This is a genomic window from Microbacterium sp. As-52, assembly GCF_049949185.1.
GTDB classification, from domain to species: Bacteria; Actinomycetota; Actinomycetes; order Actinomycetales; family Microbacteriaceae; genus Microbacterium; species Microbacterium maritypicum_A.
This window is the reverse complement of sequence record NZ_CP188171.1, coordinates 3,135,745-3,150,111: the sequence shown is the minus strand read 5'-3', so window position 1 is coordinate 3,150,111 and position 14,367 is coordinate 3,135,745. Positions and strand designations below refer to the sequence as shown.

Here is a 14,367-nt window from a genome sequence, read left to right as displayed (position 1 = left end):
CTCACTCAGTTGTTGAAGCGGAACTCCACCACGTCGCCATCCTGCATGACGTAGTCCTTGCCTTCGAGGCGGGCCTTGCCCTTGGCGCGGGCCTCGACGACGGATCCGTTCTCGACCAGGTCTTCGAACGAGACGATCTCGGCCTTGATGAAGCCCTTCTCGAAGTCGGTGTGGATGACACCGGCCGCCTGAGGCGCCTTCGACCCCTTGGGGATCGTCCAGGCGCGAGCTTCCTTCGGACCGGCCGTGAGGTACGTCTGCAGGCCGAGCGTGTCGAACCCGATGCGGGCGAGCTGGTCGAGTCCGGACTCGTCCTGGCCGGTCGAAGCCAGCAGTTCCGCCGCATCCTCCGGGTCGAGGTCGATCAGTTCCGACTCGATCTTCGCGTCGAGGAAGATGGCCTTCGCCGGGGCGACGAGAGCGGCGAGCTCCGCCTTGCGCGCGTCGTCGGTCAGCACGGCCTCGTCGACGTTGAAGACGAAGATGACGGGCTTCGCGGTGAGCAGACCCAGCTCGCGGATGGGCGTCAGGTCGATGCCGGCGACCGAGAGCAGCACGCCGCGCTCCAGCGCATCCTTCGCCGCATTCGCAGTCTCGAGCACGACAGGCTCGATCTTCTTGCCGCGGACTTCCTTCTCGTACCGGGCGATCGCCTTGTCGACGGTCTCCAGATCGGCGAGCATGAGCTCGGCGTTGATCGTCTCCATGTCGGATGCCGGGTTGACCGTGCCGTCGACGTGCACGACGTCGTCGTCGGCGAAGCCGCGAACGACCTGCGCGATGGCGTCGGCCTCACGGATGTTGGCCAGGAACTTGTTGCCCAGGCCCTCCCCCTCGCTCGCACCGCGCACGATGCCGGCGATGTCGACGAACGACACGGCGGCGGGGAGGATCCGCTCGCTGCCGAAGATCTCAGCGAGCTTCTCCAGACGCGGATCGGGCAGGTTCACCACGCCGACGTTGGGCTCGATCGTCGCGAACGGATAGTTCGCCGCGAGCACGTCGTTCTTGGTGAGTGCGTTGAAGAGGGTGGACTTGCCGACGTTGGGCAGGCCGACGATTCCTATGGATAAGTTAGGCATGGCATGAAGAGCTTATCGGGCGCTCCTTCCCGCGTGGTCACTCGTGCAGTTCGCCGCAAGCTCAGTAGCATTCGAATATGCGCACACGAATCGGCCTCGCGGCTATTTTCACCCTCGTCGCCCTGACCGGCTGTACCGCGACCGGACCCATCAATTCTCCGGCACCGGTCGAGTCGGCCACCAACGGCTCCGCCGCGACCGCGACCCCCACCTCTTCCCCGACGTCAGCTCCGGTTGCTGAGGCGGAGTTCACCGACTCACTACTCGTCGATCTCTGCATCGAAAAGACCACGCAAGACCACGGCGGCTCGCCGGAGTTCAAGAAGGACCAAGCGACGGTGGAAGCAATCGAAGCCGACCCGCCGTGGCTCGTCATCGTACCCGCCACATCCGCAGTTGGCGATACCATCTCGTACTGCACCATTGGCGGCTCGCCCGCGGCCCCCGTATTCGCACTCCACGGCGCCGCTGACCCATCGATGGAGGCCGAGATACGGAGTTGGGCGACGTCCTAGACCACTGGCGGGGCCTGCCATGTGCTGCCCCGCGATAGAAGTGGACTTACTTAGACGTTGCAGTCACCGACGATGCCGATAGTGAGAGCCACGGGGCACGAGTCTACCTGGCCGGTGCCCGGCGATCCTGCGGGAGCTGTGGGTCAGTCGCGGACGGCGCGGTACGCACGGGTCACGTACGGAAGGTCGATGGTCGCATCGCCATGCAGGTCGAGCTCATCGAAGAGGGCGTCGAGCTCCCGGCGGATGCGCTCCTTCTCCTCGTCAGGGGCGGTGATGATGTAGCTCCGTGATGCCGCCATCCGGTGCAGCACGTCGCGGGTGACGGGGCGGACCCATTCCCAGCGTTCCTGCTCGAGCGGCCCGAACGGCGCGGCGACGACCGGATCTCCCTCGGCGAGCATGATCTCGGCGTGACTGCCGTGCATGATCTCGGTGAGCCTGCGGACCCACTCGACACGATCGTCGCGGATGTTCCAGATGAGGCCGAGCACTCCCCCACTGCGTACGGTGCGCCCGATCTCCGCGGAGCCGGCGACCGGATCCACCCAGTGCCAGGCTTGCCCCAGCACGACGGCGTCGACGCTCGCGTCCGGAAGCGGCAGCTGCTCCGCGGACCCGACGAAGGTGGGCACCCCCGGAACCGCAGCGCGGAGCGTGGCAAGCATCTCCGGGTCGGGGTCGACCGCGACGACCTCGGCGTCGGGAGCCTGCGAGAGGACGCGCGTGAGCTTGCCCGTTCCCGCGCCGACATCGGCGACGCGACGGGAATCCGCGGGCATCCGTTCGAGCATCCACGCCACCGCCTCGAACGGATAGTCGGGCCGTCCGGCCTCGTAATCCCCGGCCTGCGCTCCGAACGACGTCGCCATGTCCTCAGCCATGTCGCCAGCATACGGCGAGTCTCCGACCCCTCTGCGAGCCGCCGGGGGAAAGTGGGGATGTGCCACTGGATTTCACTGCGATCGACTTCGAAACCGCGAACTCCAGTCCGGCCTCTGCCTGCTCCGTCGGTCTCGTCCGCGTGCGCGGCGGTGAAGTCGTCGCGACCACGGGATGGCTGATCCAACCACCGCCAGGGCACGACGAGTTCCAGGAGTGGAACGTCCGCATCCACGGCATCCAGCCCGAGGACGTGCTGTCGGCCGCCACGTGGGTCGATCAATTCGATCGCCTGTGCGCGTTCGCCGGGGCCGACGTGCTCGTGGCGCACAATGCGGGCTTCGACCTCAACGTCCTGCGTCGCGCCTCCGAGGCGACCGGGCAGCTCTGCCCGCCCTACCGCTCGCTGTGCAGCCTGCAGGTCGCCCGCAAGACGTACACACTCGATTCGTATCGCCTGCCGATCGCCGCCGCCGCTGCCGGATTCGAGGAGTTCGCGCACCACGACGCCCTCGCCGATGCCCGCGCCTGCGCGCAGATCGTCATCGATGCGGCCGCGAGGGCCGGCGCGGCCGACGTGTTCGCACTCGCCGATGCCCTGAGCCTGCGTGTGACCGCTCCCGTCGCACCCGTCGCGCCCGTTCTGGAGCGCGCCGTCGCCTGAACCGCCGGGCCTGAACCGCAGAGCCTGAACCGCCGCACCGCCGCACCGCGGCCGGCGCGTCACACGGCATCCGTGCGCGGCGACCCGGGAATGTCGGATGCCGGCCGCATCATGAACACATGGATGCTCTGGCTGTCGTTCTCCTCCTCGTCGCCCTCGCGGCGGGTGTCGCCGTGGGCTGGTTCCTCCGTGCCGGTCGCGGGGCAGCTGACCTCGCGCGTGCCCAGGCCGAGCTGGCGGCCGCGCGTGACGATCGCGACCGGCAGTACGACCTGTACCGCGACGCCGTCGAGCATGCGCGGAACGAGCAGCGTGCGGAGGCGCAGCGGGTGCAGCAGCAGAACGCGGTGCTGACGGCCCTGGCTCCGGTCCGCGAGAGTCTGCAGCAGATGCAGACCAAGGTCACGGCCATCGAGCGGGAGCGGCACGCCCAGTTCGGCACTCTCGAAGAGCAGCTGCGTCGCGCCCAGGAGTCCGACGAGGCGCTGCGGGCGACGACGGAATCGCTGGCCGGCGCTCTGCGTTCCACCGCCACGCGCGGTGTCTGGGGAGAGACCCAGCTGCGCCGCGTGGTGGAGGCTGCCGGGCTCACCCGTCACATCGACTTCGACCTGCAGGCGACGATCTCCTCCGACCGTGGTCAGGGGCGGCCCGACATGGTCATCCGCCTCGCCGGCGGCAGCTCGATCGCGGTCGACGCCAAGGTGCCTCTCGACGCCTACCTCGAGGCCTCCGCTCTCCCCGGGGGCGATGCGCGAGAGCCGCAACGCCGCACGCTGATGCAGAAGCACGTCAAGGCGGTCCGTGCGCACATCGACGCCCTGGCGAAGAAGGCCTACTGGGCCGGGCTCGATGCCAGTCCCGAGTTCGTGATCTGCTTCCTGCCGAGCGAGTCGCTGCTGGCCGCCGCCATCGATGAGGACCCGACCCTGCTCGACTATGCGTTCAGCCGCCGGGTGGCGCTCGCCTCCCCCGTCAACCTCTGGGCGGTGCTGAAGACCGTCGCCTTCACCTGGACGCAGCAGGAGGTGTCGACCGAGGCGCGCACGCTGCTCGCCCTCGGCACACAGCTGTACGACCGGCTGGGTACGCTCGCCGGGCATGCCGACGACCTGCGTCGGGCGCTGGAGCGCACCGTCGACAGCTACAACCGATTCGCCGGCTCACTCGAGACGCGCGTGCTCGTCACCGCCCGCCAGTTCCCGGGCGTCGATGCCTCTGCGCTCGCGACCGCATCTGCCACCACGGTGGGCGCAGCCAGAAGATTCACCGCCCCTGAGCTCCTCACGACGGATGACACCGCCTCCGGCGATCATGCGTCGCAGACCGGCGGGATCGCCGCTCTCGAGGCCACGCGTGGCGAGACGGTCCGTGCGGACGTCGGCGACGTGCGGCATCGACTCGACGAGGGATGATGCGGGCGGATCAGCGACCGGGGACGGCCCTCAGGCGATGCCAGGAACGCCGCTGAGCAGCAGGATGACGAGACCGCTGGTCGCGAGGAACGCGCCGATCATCCACCAGGCGCTGATCTCGTGTCCCTCGTCTCGACGCACACGGAAGAGCACGTCGGCCCGGCGAGCCGGATCGACCACCGAAGCGGCCGGTGTGGCGACGGGCGGTGTCGGAACGGATTCCGCATCGGCGCTCACCCGCAGGATGCGGCCCGTGTTGGTCGTGATGATCTTCGTCGGGGCGGCCTTCGAGCCGCTCGTGTGCTGCGTTGTCATCTGTTCGCCCTCCTGTGCCTGCGGTGCCTGGCGGCTCCGTCGACGGCGACAAACCCAGTGACAATTGTGACACGGCGCCCCGGAGAACCGTGGATCGTGCCCCTGCCGGGCGATACCGGCTCGATAACGATGCCGCCGGTTCACCGGCCGACGATCACGTGCCGGTGGACTCCCGAACGATCAGAGCCACTTCGAGACGAGGTGCTCCGATGCGATGCGCCGAAGGGTTCCGGATGCCCCGCGGAGCACGACGCTCTCGGTGTAGACGTAGCCGCGCTCGCGACGGACGCCTGCGACGAGTTGCCCGTCGGTGACACCGGTCGCGACGAAGATCGTGTTGTTCCCCTGCACCAGGTCGTCCGCCTCGTAGACCTTGTCCATATCGAGTCCGGCGTCGATGCCGCGCTGACGCTCGTCATCGTCGCGGGGCCAGAGGCGACCCTGGATGTGCCCGCCGAGAGCCTTGATCGCACACGCCGTGACGATGCCCTCGGGACTGCCGCCGACCCCGACGCACATGTCGGTGCGCGCATCGTGACGGGCGGCGTTGATGCCACCGGCGACATCACCGTCGCTCATCAGACGGGTGCCGGCGCCGGCGTCGCGGATCTCCTGGATCAGCTGCTCGTGACGCGGGCGGTTCAGCACCGAGACGACGATCTCGTCGACCGGCTTGTCGAGCGCACCCGCGAGCTTGCGGATGTTCTCACCGATCGGCAGACGGATATCGACGACCCCGACACCTGCCGGGCCCGTGACGAGCTTGTCCATGTAGAAGACGGTCGATGCGTCGAGCATCGTGCCACGATCCGAGACGGCGATCACGGAAAGGGCGTTCTGCCGACCGGCGGCCGTGAGAGAGGTTCCGTCGATGGGGTCGACCGCGATGTCGCACAGAGGTCCGCGGCCCGTGCCCACCACCTCGCCGTTGAAGAGCATCGGGGCGTTGTCCTTCTCCCCCTCGCCGATGACGACGCGGCCCTGGAAGTCGACCGTGCCGAGGAAGGCGCGCATGGCATCGACAGCCGCACCGTCCGCCGCCTCCTTGGCACCGCGGCCGATGAACGGCACCGCGCGGATCGCCGCGGCCTCCGTCGCACGCACCAGTTCCATCGCGAGGTTACGGTCGGGACGAAGAGGGCTCAGATCCGCTGTCAGACTCACCATGCGGTCAGCCTAGCCACCGACGGGTCCGAATCCGGCCCCTTTCGGCCCGTATCCCGCGAAGGATTCGTGATTCTTAACAATGAAGCAGAAGCCGTCTCGCGCACTGGAGGTCATGACTGCGGTAGAGGCCCACACGCCCCGATAGAGTGGCAGCTGTCCCGGCTTCCCCTATCGCAGGAGTTCTCATGCCCGTCGCCACCCCGGATCAGTACGCCGAAATGCTCGACCGCGCGAAGGCCGGCGGCTTCGCGTACCCCGCATTCAACGTCTCCAGCTCGCAGACGATCAACTCCGTCCTCCAGGGGCTGACCGAAGCCGGCTCCGACGGCATCATCCAGGTCACCACGGGTGGAGCCGACTACTTCGCCGGCCACACGGTGAAGGCCCGCGCCACGGGCGCCCTCGCGTTCGCCCGCTTCGCCACCGAGGTCGCGAAGAACTACCCGATCACCGTCGCACTGCACACGGATCACTGCCCGAAGGATGCGCTGGAGGGCTTCGTCGAGCCGCTCATCGCCGCGTCCGAAGAAGAGGTCAAGGCCGGTCGCAACCCGATCTTCCAGTCCCACATGTGGGACGGCTCGGCAGTTCCCCTCGCGGAGAACATCGAGATCGCGAAGGACCTGCTCCCCCGCATGAAGAACATCAACGCCATCCTCGAGGTCGAGATCGGCGTCGTCGGCGGCGAAGAGGACGGCGTGCAGCACGAAGGCTCGAACGAAGCCCTCTACACGACCTTCGCCGATGTCGACCAGGCCGTCCAGGCACTGGGCCTCGGCGAGCAGGGCCGCTACATCGCCGCCCTCACCTTCGGCAACGTGCACGGCGTGTACAAGCCCGGTGGAGTGAAGCTGCGCCCGGAGCTCCTCGGCGAGATCCAGGCCGAGGTCGCCGCCAAGTACAACACCGGCGCCAAGCCGCTCGACCTGGTGTTCCACGGCGGATCGGGTTCCACCGATGAGGAGATCGCCCTCGCGGTCGCCAACGGCGTGATCAAGATGAACATCGACACCGACACGCAGTACGCCTACACGCGTGCGATCGCCGACTACATGTTCAAGAACTACGACGGCGTCCTCAAGGTCGACGGCGAGGTCGGGAACAAGAAGCAGTACGACCCGCGCGCTTGGGGAAAGATCGCCGAGTCGGCGATGGCTGCCCGCGTGGTCGAGTCGACCCGTCAGCTCGGCTCGTACGGCCAGTCCCAGAGCTGATCGGTCGCGAGACGACAGAAGGGGCCCGGCATTCCTGCCGGGCCCCTTCTTCGTAGCCGAGGGGCGTCGTGCGTCGACGCCGACGGGATGAGGTCAGGGAGCCGTCATCTGCTCGAGGTGGGCGACGAACGCCGGATCGCTCATCATCGGCACCGCGATGCAGATCGACACCACGCCCATCGTGATGATCGCGCCGACGATCGGGAGCCACCAGGTGATCCGTCCTCGACGCAGGCGACGGATCGAGAGCGCGGCGGTGACAGACCATCCGACCGCGAGCACGATCGCGGCGATCGTCCCCCAGGTCTTCCCCTGCGCGAAGTTCGTGAACTCCCCTTCGATGCCGAGGACCTTCATCGTCTGGTTCATGACCGTGGGCAGGTCGAGGTAGGACAGACCGGTGACAACGATGTTGATCAGCCCGTAGGCGAGCATCGCGATCGTCGCGAAACGATCGAGAGGGTGCGATCGCTTCGTCGCGGGATCATTCGTCGAAGGACCTGCCTGTGGAGCAGGCGGCAGGGGCGTCGTGGGCGGTGCGATCACCACGTCTTCGAGCGGCGGCAGACCGGCCGCTCGTCGCTGCTCCTCGGGAGTCGCGATTTCGCCGTACCGGGGCCGTTGTTCACTCATCTCGCCATGCTAACGGCCCCACCTCTGGCCGGTTCACAGTCGATCGCCGCGGGACCGCGCGCCCGAAACGATAGCGGCCCCGGAGAAGTGGGGACTTCTCGGGGCCGCGGACGTGGAGCACTGGGGACGCTCCTCATCCAGATTGATCGCCAGCGCTGGGGACGCTGAAGGCGATCAGTAGCGTTCATGTATGCCGCTACTCTCCCCATAGTAGGAAAACGCATGCCGCAATACCAGGGGTCGTACTTCAGATAGTGAACTCGGCTCCGGAGATCCCCTCATCCAGCGCATCCGCCCCCAACTGCAGCGAGAGCTTCCGCGCGGTCTGCTGCAGCGCCGAGACGAGCGCGCGATCCACGACGGCCCGATCCGCCGGCAGTGATATCGCCAGGGACGCGGTGATCCCCGGCGCGATGACCGGCACGGCGACGCAGGTGGCGCCGATGGCGTATTCCTCCCGATCGATCGCCCAGCCCGGCGATCGGTCCAGCTGTGTGAGCAGCGCCCTGCGGTCGGTGATCGTCCGCGGGGTGAGCTCCGGCAGCCGGTGCCTCGAGAGGTAGTCCAGGCGATCGGCTTCCGGCAGGGCTGCGAGGATCTGCTTCCCCAACGCCGTCGCGTGGGCGCTCGACTGCAGCCCCACCCATAGTTCGATGCGGGGGTTGCGGACCGCGTCGACGATATCGACCAGGTGCATCTCCCCGTCGTCGAAGCGTGAGAGATAGGCCGTGGCACCCACGTCTTCCGTCACCTCGCGGAGCGCCGCGCGCACGCGGGCGAGGAACACGCCCCGCGAGCTGATCTGCTCCTGGAAAGACGGAAACCGGGCGCCGAGCACGACCCCGTCGGGTTCCGACGCGAGATACCCCTCGTGCACGAGCGTGCGCACCAGGTTGTAGGTGGTGCCCGGGGTCAGACCGGTGATCGCCGCGAGCATCTTGGGCGGAAGAGGACGAGGAGAGTTGGCGACGATGTCGACCAGCCGCAGAGCGCGTTGCACCGACCCGATGAGGGTGGGCTCCGCCTCCGCGGCGTTCACCGCTACGCGCCTCCTCCTGATGCACGACCGCCGAGTGCCCGCGCGTCGCGCTGTCCCGCAGCGTCCTGACGCAGTTCCTTGGGCAAGGAGAACATGAGGTCCTCCTCTGCCGTCTTCACCTCTTCGACGTCGCGGTAACCGGCGTCGCCGATCGCGTCGAGCACCTCGCGCACCAGGACCTCGGGCACCGAGGCGCCGCTGGTCACGCCGACGGTCTCGACGCCGTCGAGCCACTCCTGCTGGATCTCCTCGGCGTAGTCGACGCGATAAGCGGCCTTCGCCCCGTACTCGAGCGCGACCTCGACGAGGCGCACACTGTTGGACGAGTTCGACGAGCCCACGACGATCACGAGATCCGCACCGGCGGCGACCTTCTTGATCGCCACCTGGCGGTTCTGCGTGGCGTAGCAGATGTCGTCGGACGGCGGGTTCTGCAACTCGGGGAAACGAGTGCGCAGGCGGTTGACGGTCTCCATCGTCTCGTCGACCGAGAGCGTGGTCTGCGAGAGCCAGACGACCTTGTTCGGATCCTTCACGACGACCGTGTCGGCCTCTTCCGGAGAGTTCACGACCGTCACATGCTCGGGAGCCTCACCGGCCGTTCCCTCGACCTCTTCGTGGCCGTCGTGGCCGATGAGCAGGATCTCGAAGTCGTCCCGGGCGAAACGCACGGCCTCGCGATGCACCTTCGTGACCAGCGGGCATGTCGCGTCGATCGCGTGGAGTCCGCGATCGGCGGCTGCGTTCACGACCGCCGGCGAGACGCCATGAGCGCTGAAGACCACGTGAGCGCCCTCGGGGACCTCGTCGACCTCTTCGACGAAGATCGCGCCCTTCTCCTCGAGCTCCGTCACGACATGGATGTTGTGCACGATCTGCTTGCGCACGTAGACCGGAGCGCCATAGCGCTCGAGGGCCTTCTCGACGGCGACCACAGCGCGGTCGACGCCGGCGCAATAGCCGCGCGGTGCGGCGAGCAGAACGCGCTTGTGTCCGGCCACCGGGTTATCCTGAAGCCGCCCGGCCGCCGCACGCACTCGTGGAAGGCGGGGCACGGGGAGATGAACGGCAGTCGAAGTCACCCTTGAATTCTACCGTCGCACAGCTGTGCGCGGCCGGGGAGGTTCAGGGGCACGGAACGGGAGCGGATGACAGTCTTCGAAGCGACGACGGGCCAGGGCGAGACCCCTCCGGCCGATTCCGTCGCACCCCGCGACTCGACCGCTGACGCCCCCACCTCGGTCACGCGTCTGAATGCGACCATCCGCGACTTCATCGCCCGGTGGAACACCGTCTGGGTCGAGGGCGAGATCACCTCCTGGAACGTCCGCGCCGGCAACGTGTTCGCGCGACTGAAGGACACCCGCTCCGATGCGCAGATCTCCATCCGGGTGTGGTCGAGCGTGCGCGGACGCATCCCGTCCGACATCGGCGTCGGTGATCACGTCGTCGCCGCAGTGAAGGCCGACTACTTCGTCAAGGCCGGCGACTTCAGCTTCGCGGTCTCCGCGATGAAGCACGTCGGGCTCGGCGACCAGCTCGAGCGGCTCGAGAAGCTCCGCGTGCAGCTGCGGCAGGAGGGGCTGTTCGACCCGGCCAGGAAGAGACGCCTGCCGTTCCTCCCGCACGTGATCGGTCTGATCACCGGTGAGCGGTCCGACGCCGAGAAGGATGTCCACCGCAATGCCGAACTGCGCTGGCCACAGGTGCGCTTCCGCACCGAGTACGCCGCTGTGCAGGGCGACCGCTGCGTTCCCGACACGCTCGCGGCCCTCGCTCGACTCGACGCCGACCCCGAGGTCGACGTGATCATCATCGCCCGCGGCGGCGGCGACCCGCAGACGCTGCTCGGCTTCAGCGACGAGAAGCTGGTGCGAGCGGTCGCCGCGGTCTCCACCCCGGTGGTGAGTGCGATCGGGCACGAGAACGACCACCCGCTGCTCGACGACGTGGCCGATCTGCGCGCCTCGACCCCGACCGACGCTGCGAAACGCGTCGTGCCCGATGTCGGCGAACAGCGTGCGCTCATCGCCCAGCTGCGTTCCCGCGCCACCACGCGGCTGACGCAGCGACTCACCCACGACATCTCGCAGCTGGAGCAATTGCGCTCGCGCCCCGTGCTGCGCTCGCCCGCGCCGATCATCGACGCCCGCGCCCAGGAGATCTGGCTGCTGCTCGGACGTGGACGAGACGCCGTGAACCGACAGCTCGACGACGCCGGCCGCCGCACCGGCGAGCTCCGCGCGTCGCTGCGCGCGCTCTCCCCCGCGGCGACGCTGGCCCGGGGCTATGCCATCGCCCATCTCGACGGCGGCGTGATCCTGCGTGACGCCGCCGACGCGCCGGCCGGGAGCGCGCTCACGATCACCCTCGATCGGGGCTCGTTGAGCGCCCGCTCGGAGGGTGAGATCGCGGAAGACGCCTGAGCCGAGCACCCGCGGCACACGACGTAAGATGGAGGAGTGAGCGCCCTGAACGACACCCCTGTGGACACGCTGTCGTTCGAGGCGGCCCGTGACGAGCTGGTCAAGGTCGTGGCCGAACTCGAGCAGGGTTCCCCGACGCTCGAGCACTCCCTCGCCCTCTGGGAACGCGGTGAGGCTCTCGCCGCCCGCTGCGAGGAGTGGCTGCTGGGGGCCAAGCGCCGCCTGGATGCCGCCCGCGCCGCGGCTTCGGACGCCGAGACCCCGGCGGGAGATTCATGAGCAAGCAGCCCCCGATCATCGCCGAACTCGGCCGCCCCGAGACTCCGGACGAGACCGCCGCACGCAAGGCCGCATCCAGCAAGGCCTACCGATCGAGCCAGACGGTGCGCAACCTCGTCGCCGCGCTGCTGGTCACTCTCGCCGTGGTCGCCGTCATCATCTTCGCCGTGCCTCGCGGCGCCCCCGTCGAGCAGAAGCCCCTCGACGTCGCCGCGGTCGCCGAAGGTGTGGAGTCCTCGATGGACCGCCCTGTCCTCATCCCCGAGCTCGGCGACTTCTGGCGTGCGAACGGTGCAGAGATGCAGGGTGGAGCCACCGTGGTGTGGGAGGTCACCCTCGCTCCCAAGTCCGACAAGGAACGTGGTTTCATCAAGGTCGCGCAAGCGTTCGACGCCGATTCCTCCTGGGCACCGCAGCGCCTGAACGGCATCGCCCCCACCGACACGGTGCGCATCGGCGGACTCGACTGGGACGTCTACAAGCCGGGCAGCGCCGAATCCAACGCGAACGTCACCTACGCCATCGGCACCCAGGCCGGCGACGACTACATCCTGCTCTACGGATCGCGGTCGGCGGATTCGACCGCTGAGCTCGCCGAGTCGCTCATTCCGCAGATCCGCACCATCTCGGAGGCTTCATGACGCACCCGCTGACCCCCACCGCCGCCTGGAAGCAGATGCAGGACGGCAACCGCCGCTTCGTGCAGGACGAGCCGCGGCACCCGAACCAGGACGTCGCCCGCCGCAAGGATCTGACAGCGGCCCAGCACCCGGTCGCGACGCTCTTCGGCTGCTCGGACTCGCGTCTGGCCGCCGAGATCATCTTCGACCTCGGCCTCGGCGACCTGTTCGTGGTGCGCAACGCCGGACAGGTGATCGGCGAGTCGATCGTCGCGAGCCTCGAATACGCCGTCGCGGTGCTCGAAGTGCCCCTGATCGTCGTTCTCGCCCACGACTCCTGCGGCGCCGTGCGCGCAGCGATCGAGGGCACCGCGATCGACGCCGCTCCCCTGCCACCGCACATCTGGAAGCTGATCGCCCCGATCGTCCCCGCGGCGCGGAAGGTGCTGGCCGAGAACGGCGGAACCACCGTCGCCGAGATCGACTCGGAGCTCGTCGGCATCGAACACCTGCGCAACACGGTGAGCGACCTGCTGCAGTCGTCCGAGATCATCAGCGACGCCGTCTCCGCGGGCCGCCTGGGCATCGTCGGCGCCAACTACCGTCTGGCCGAGGGCACCGCAGTGCCCGTGATCACGGTCGGAATCGACGCCGACGGCGTCACCACCGAGGGAACTGACCCCGCAACCGAGGAGGGTTCGGAATGACCGAGCAGGACTACCGCATCGAGCACGACACCATGGGTGAGGTGCGGGTGCCCGTGAACGCGCTGTACGGAGCGCAGACCCAGCGCGCCGTGGAGAACTTCCCGATCTCGGGCAAGGGTCTGGAGTCGACGCAGATCGCCGCCCTGGCCCGCATCAAGAAGGCCGCGGCGCTCGCCAACAAGGAGCTCGGCACCCTCGACGGCGCCATCGCCGACGCCATCGCCCAGGCCGCCGATCAGGTAGCGTCCGGCGCCCATGACGGAGAGTTCCCGGTCGACACGTACCAGACCGGATCCGGCACCTCGTCGAACATGAACATGAACGAGGTGCTGGCCACGCTCGCGACGCGCATCCTCGGCGCGACGGTGCACCCCAACGATCACGTGAACGCCTCGCAGTCGTCCAACGACGTGTTCCCGACCTCGGTGCACATCGCGGTCACCCAGGCTCTCATCGACACTCTCATCCCCGCGCTCGACCACCTTGCCGTCGCCCTCGAGGCAAAGGCGGAGCTGTGGAAGGACGCGGTCAAGTCCGGTCGCACGCACCTCATGGACGCGACGCCCGTCACGCTCGGCCAGGAGTTCGGCGGTTACGCCCGCCAGATCCGCCTCGGCATCGAGCGCGTGCAGTCGGCCCTCCCCCGCGTCGCCGAGGTCCCGCTCGGCGGCACCGCAGTCGGCACCGGCATCAACACCCCGCTCGGCTTCCCGCAGAAGGTCATCGCGCTGCTGGCAGCCGAGACCGAGCTGCCGATCACCGAGGCCAAGGACCACTTCGAGGCGCAGGCCAACCGCGACGGTCTCGTCGAGGCCTCCGGCGCCCTGCGCACGATCGCGGTCTCGCTGACCAAGATCAACAACGACCTGCGCTGGATGGGCTCCGGCCCCAACACGGGTCTCGGAGAGCTGCACATCCCCGACCTGCAGCCCGGATCCTCGATCATGCCCGGCAAGGTCAACCCGGTCGTGCCCGAAGCCGTGCTGATGGTGTGCGCGCGTGTGATCGGCAACGACGCGACCGTCGCCTGGGCCGGCGCATCCGGATCCTTCGAGCTCAACGTCGCCATCCCCGTCATGGGCACGGCCGTGCTCGAGTCGATCCGTCTGCTGTCGAACGCCTCGCGCGTTCTCGCGGACAAGACGATCGACGGCCTGCAGGCCAACGTCGAGCGTGCCGCTGCCTTCGCGGGCATGAGCCCGTCGATCGTGACCCCGCTGAACAAGCTCATCGGCTACGAAGCCGCTGCGAAGATCGCCAAGCACTCGGTCGCCAAGGGGATCACGGTGCGCGATGCCGTGATCGACCTCGGCTACGTGGAGCGCGGCGACCTCACTCTGGAGCAGCTCGACGAGAAGCTCGATCTGCTGTCGATGACGCACCCGGGCTGACCCATAGCGCGAAACAGC

The 14,367-nt window shown here is 68.1% G+C and carries 16 protein-coding genes; 9 read left to right on the top strand and 7 right to left on the bottom strand.

From position 1 onward, the window contains the following. Window positions 1-5: 5 nt before the first annotated feature. The gene (gene ychF / locus ACLFA2_RS15230) at window positions 6-1,082 is read right to left on the bottom strand and encodes a redox-regulated ATPase YchF (protein WP_426621581.1); all 1,077 of its coding nucleotides are present in this window, start codon (window positions 1,080-1,082) and stop codon (window positions 6-8) included. A gap of 77 nt (window positions 1,083-1,159) precedes the next feature. Here ychF and ACLFA2_RS15225 point away from each other — a divergent pair, with 77 nt between their 5' ends. After that, a complete protein-coding gene (locus ACLFA2_RS15225) occupies window positions 1,160-1,597 on the top strand; it encodes a hypothetical protein (protein ID WP_021199562.1) in 438 nt (145 codons plus the stop codon). Window positions 1,598-1,740: 143 nt separating this feature from the next. On the opposite strand, the gene ACLFA2_RS15220 is transcribed toward ACLFA2_RS15225, so the two are convergent. Continuing rightward, window positions 1,741-2,481, bottom strand: coding sequence for a class I SAM-dependent methyltransferase (locus ACLFA2_RS15220; RefSeq protein ID WP_096359590.1), 741 nt, complete (start codon window positions 2,479-2,481; stop codon window positions 1,741-1,743). A gap of 59 nt (window positions 2,482-2,540) precedes the next feature. Between ACLFA2_RS15220 and ACLFA2_RS15215 the strand changes: the two genes are divergently transcribed. Then, window positions 2,541-3,143, top strand: coding sequence for an exonuclease domain-containing protein (locus ACLFA2_RS15215; RefSeq protein WP_021199560.1), 603 nt, complete (start codon window positions 2,541-2,543; stop codon window positions 3,141-3,143). Window positions 3,144-3,262: 119 nt separating this feature from the next. Further along, window positions 3,263-4,558, top strand: coding sequence for a DNA recombination protein RmuC (locus ACLFA2_RS15210; protein WP_021199559.1), 1,296 nt, complete (start codon window positions 3,263-3,265; stop codon window positions 4,556-4,558). Between the two features lie 30 nt (window positions 4,559-4,588). On the opposite strand, the gene ACLFA2_RS15205 is transcribed toward ACLFA2_RS15210, so the two are convergent. Continuing rightward, window positions 4,589-4,873, bottom strand: a complete 285-nt coding sequence (locus tag ACLFA2_RS15205) for a hypothetical protein (protein WP_021199558.1) — start codon at window positions 4,871-4,873, stop codon at window positions 4,589-4,591. A 180-nt stretch (window positions 4,874-5,053) separates the two neighbouring features. Continuing rightward, entirely contained in the window at window positions 5,054-6,040 is a 987-nt protein-coding gene (gene glpX, locus ACLFA2_RS15200) for a class II fructose-bisphosphatase (protein ID WP_017828697.1), read from the bottom strand. 185 nt (window positions 6,041-6,225) lie between these two features. Between glpX and fbaA the strand changes: the two genes are divergently transcribed. After that, complete coding sequence (fbaA, locus tag ACLFA2_RS15195) at window positions 6,226-7,254, top strand: class II fructose-bisphosphate aldolase (RefSeq protein WP_426621580.1); 1,029 nt, start codon at window positions 6,226-6,228, stop codon at window positions 7,252-7,254. Window positions 7,255-7,347: 93 nt separating this feature from the next. On the opposite strand, the gene ACLFA2_RS15190 is transcribed toward fbaA, so the two are convergent. The 3 genes from ACLFA2_RS15190 to ACLFA2_RS15180 form a co-directional block, all read right to left on the bottom strand. Then, window positions 7,348-7,887 (bottom strand): DUF6264 family protein, encoded by a 540-nt coding sequence (locus ACLFA2_RS15190; RefSeq protein WP_426621579.1) that lies wholly within the window; start codon window positions 7,885-7,887, stop codon window positions 7,348-7,350. Window positions 7,888-8,134: 247 nt separating this feature from the next. Beyond that, a complete protein-coding gene (locus ACLFA2_RS15185; RefSeq protein ID WP_315069359.1) occupies window positions 8,135-8,926 on the bottom strand; it encodes an IclR family transcriptional regulator in 792 nt (263 codons plus the stop codon). Window positions 8,927-8,928: 2 nt separating this feature from the next. After that, complete coding sequence (locus ACLFA2_RS15180; protein WP_172889151.1) at window positions 8,929-10,008, bottom strand: 4-hydroxy-3-methylbut-2-enyl diphosphate reductase; 1,080 nt, start codon at window positions 10,006-10,008, stop codon at window positions 8,929-8,931. A 66-nt stretch (window positions 10,009-10,074) separates the two neighbouring features. Here ACLFA2_RS15180 and xseA point away from each other — a divergent pair, with 66 nt between their 5' ends. The 5 genes from xseA to ACLFA2_RS15155 are packed head-to-tail and all read left to right on the top strand — an operon-like array spanning window position 10,075 to window position 14,349. Then, a complete protein-coding gene (gene xseA, locus ACLFA2_RS15175) occupies window positions 10,075-11,352 on the top strand; it encodes an exodeoxyribonuclease VII large subunit (protein WP_021199552.1) in 1,278 nt (425 codons plus the stop codon). A gap of 36 nt (window positions 11,353-11,388) precedes the next feature. Further along, on the top strand, window positions 11,389-11,631 hold the full coding sequence (locus ACLFA2_RS15170) for an exodeoxyribonuclease VII small subunit (protein ID WP_021199551.1): 243 nt from the start codon (window positions 11,389-11,391) through the stop codon (window positions 11,629-11,631). Continuing rightward, the gene (locus ACLFA2_RS15165) at window positions 11,628-12,272 is read left to right on the top strand and encodes a DUF4245 family protein (RefSeq protein WP_021199550.1); all 645 of its coding nucleotides are present in this window, start codon (window positions 11,628-11,630) and stop codon (window positions 12,270-12,272) included. Before ACLFA2_RS15170 ends, ACLFA2_RS15165 begins: the two co-directional genes overlap by 4 nt. Continuing rightward, the gene (locus tag ACLFA2_RS15160) at window positions 12,269-12,958 is read left to right on the top strand and encodes a carbonic anhydrase (RefSeq protein WP_167254587.1); all 690 of its coding nucleotides are present in this window, start codon (window positions 12,269-12,271) and stop codon (window positions 12,956-12,958) included. Before ACLFA2_RS15165 ends, ACLFA2_RS15160 begins: the two co-directional genes overlap by 4 nt. Beyond that, entirely contained in the window at window positions 12,955-14,349 is a 1,395-nt protein-coding gene (locus ACLFA2_RS15155; protein ID WP_021199548.1) for a class II fumarate hydratase, read from the top strand. The genes ACLFA2_RS15160 and ACLFA2_RS15155 overlap by 4 nt, the downstream gene beginning before the upstream one ends. Window positions 14,350-14,367 lie beyond the last annotated feature (18 nt).

Bases quoted from the DNA above. Each gene is read 5' to 3' on its own strand.
- ychF (WP_426621581.1), bottom strand. From the start codon at position 1,082: ATGCCTAACTTATCCATAGGAATCGTCGGCCTGCCCAACGTCGGCAAG.
- ACLFA2_RS15225 (WP_021199562.1), top strand. From the start codon at position 1,160: ATGCGCACACGAATCGGCCTCGCGGCTATTTTCACCCTCGTCGCCCTG.
- ACLFA2_RS15220 (WP_096359590.1), bottom strand. From the start codon at position 2,481: ATGGCTGAGGACATGGCGACGTCGTTCGGAGCGCAGGCCGGGGATTAC.
- ACLFA2_RS15210 (WP_021199559.1), top strand. From the start codon at position 3,263: ATGGATGCTCTGGCTGTCGTTCTCCTCCTCGTCGCCCTCGCGGCGGGT.
- ACLFA2_RS15205 (WP_021199558.1), bottom strand. From the start codon at position 4,873: ATGACAACGCAGCACACGAGCGGCTCGAAGGCCGCCCCGACGAAGATC.
- glpX (WP_017828697.1), bottom strand. From the start codon at position 6,040: ATGGTGAGTCTGACAGCGGATCTGAGCCCTCTTCGTCCCGACCGTAAC.
- fbaA (WP_426621580.1), top strand. From the start codon at position 6,226: ATGCCCGTCGCCACCCCGGATCAGTACGCCGAAATGCTCGACCGCGCG.
- ACLFA2_RS15190 (WP_426621579.1), bottom strand. From the start codon at position 7,887: ATGAGTGAACAACGGCCCCGGTACGGCGAAATCGCGACTCCCGAGGAG.
- xseA (WP_021199552.1), top strand. From the start codon at position 10,075: ATGACAGTCTTCGAAGCGACGACGGGCCAGGGCGAGACCCCTCCGGCC.
- ACLFA2_RS15165 (WP_021199550.1), top strand. From the start codon at position 11,628: ATGAGCAAGCAGCCCCCGATCATCGCCGAACTCGGCCGCCCCGAGACT.
- ACLFA2_RS15160 (WP_167254587.1), top strand. From the start codon at position 12,269: ATGACGCACCCGCTGACCCCCACCGCCGCCTGGAAGCAGATGCAGGAC.
- ACLFA2_RS15155 (WP_021199548.1), top strand. From the start codon at position 12,955: ATGACCGAGCAGGACTACCGCATCGAGCACGACACCATGGGTGAGGTG.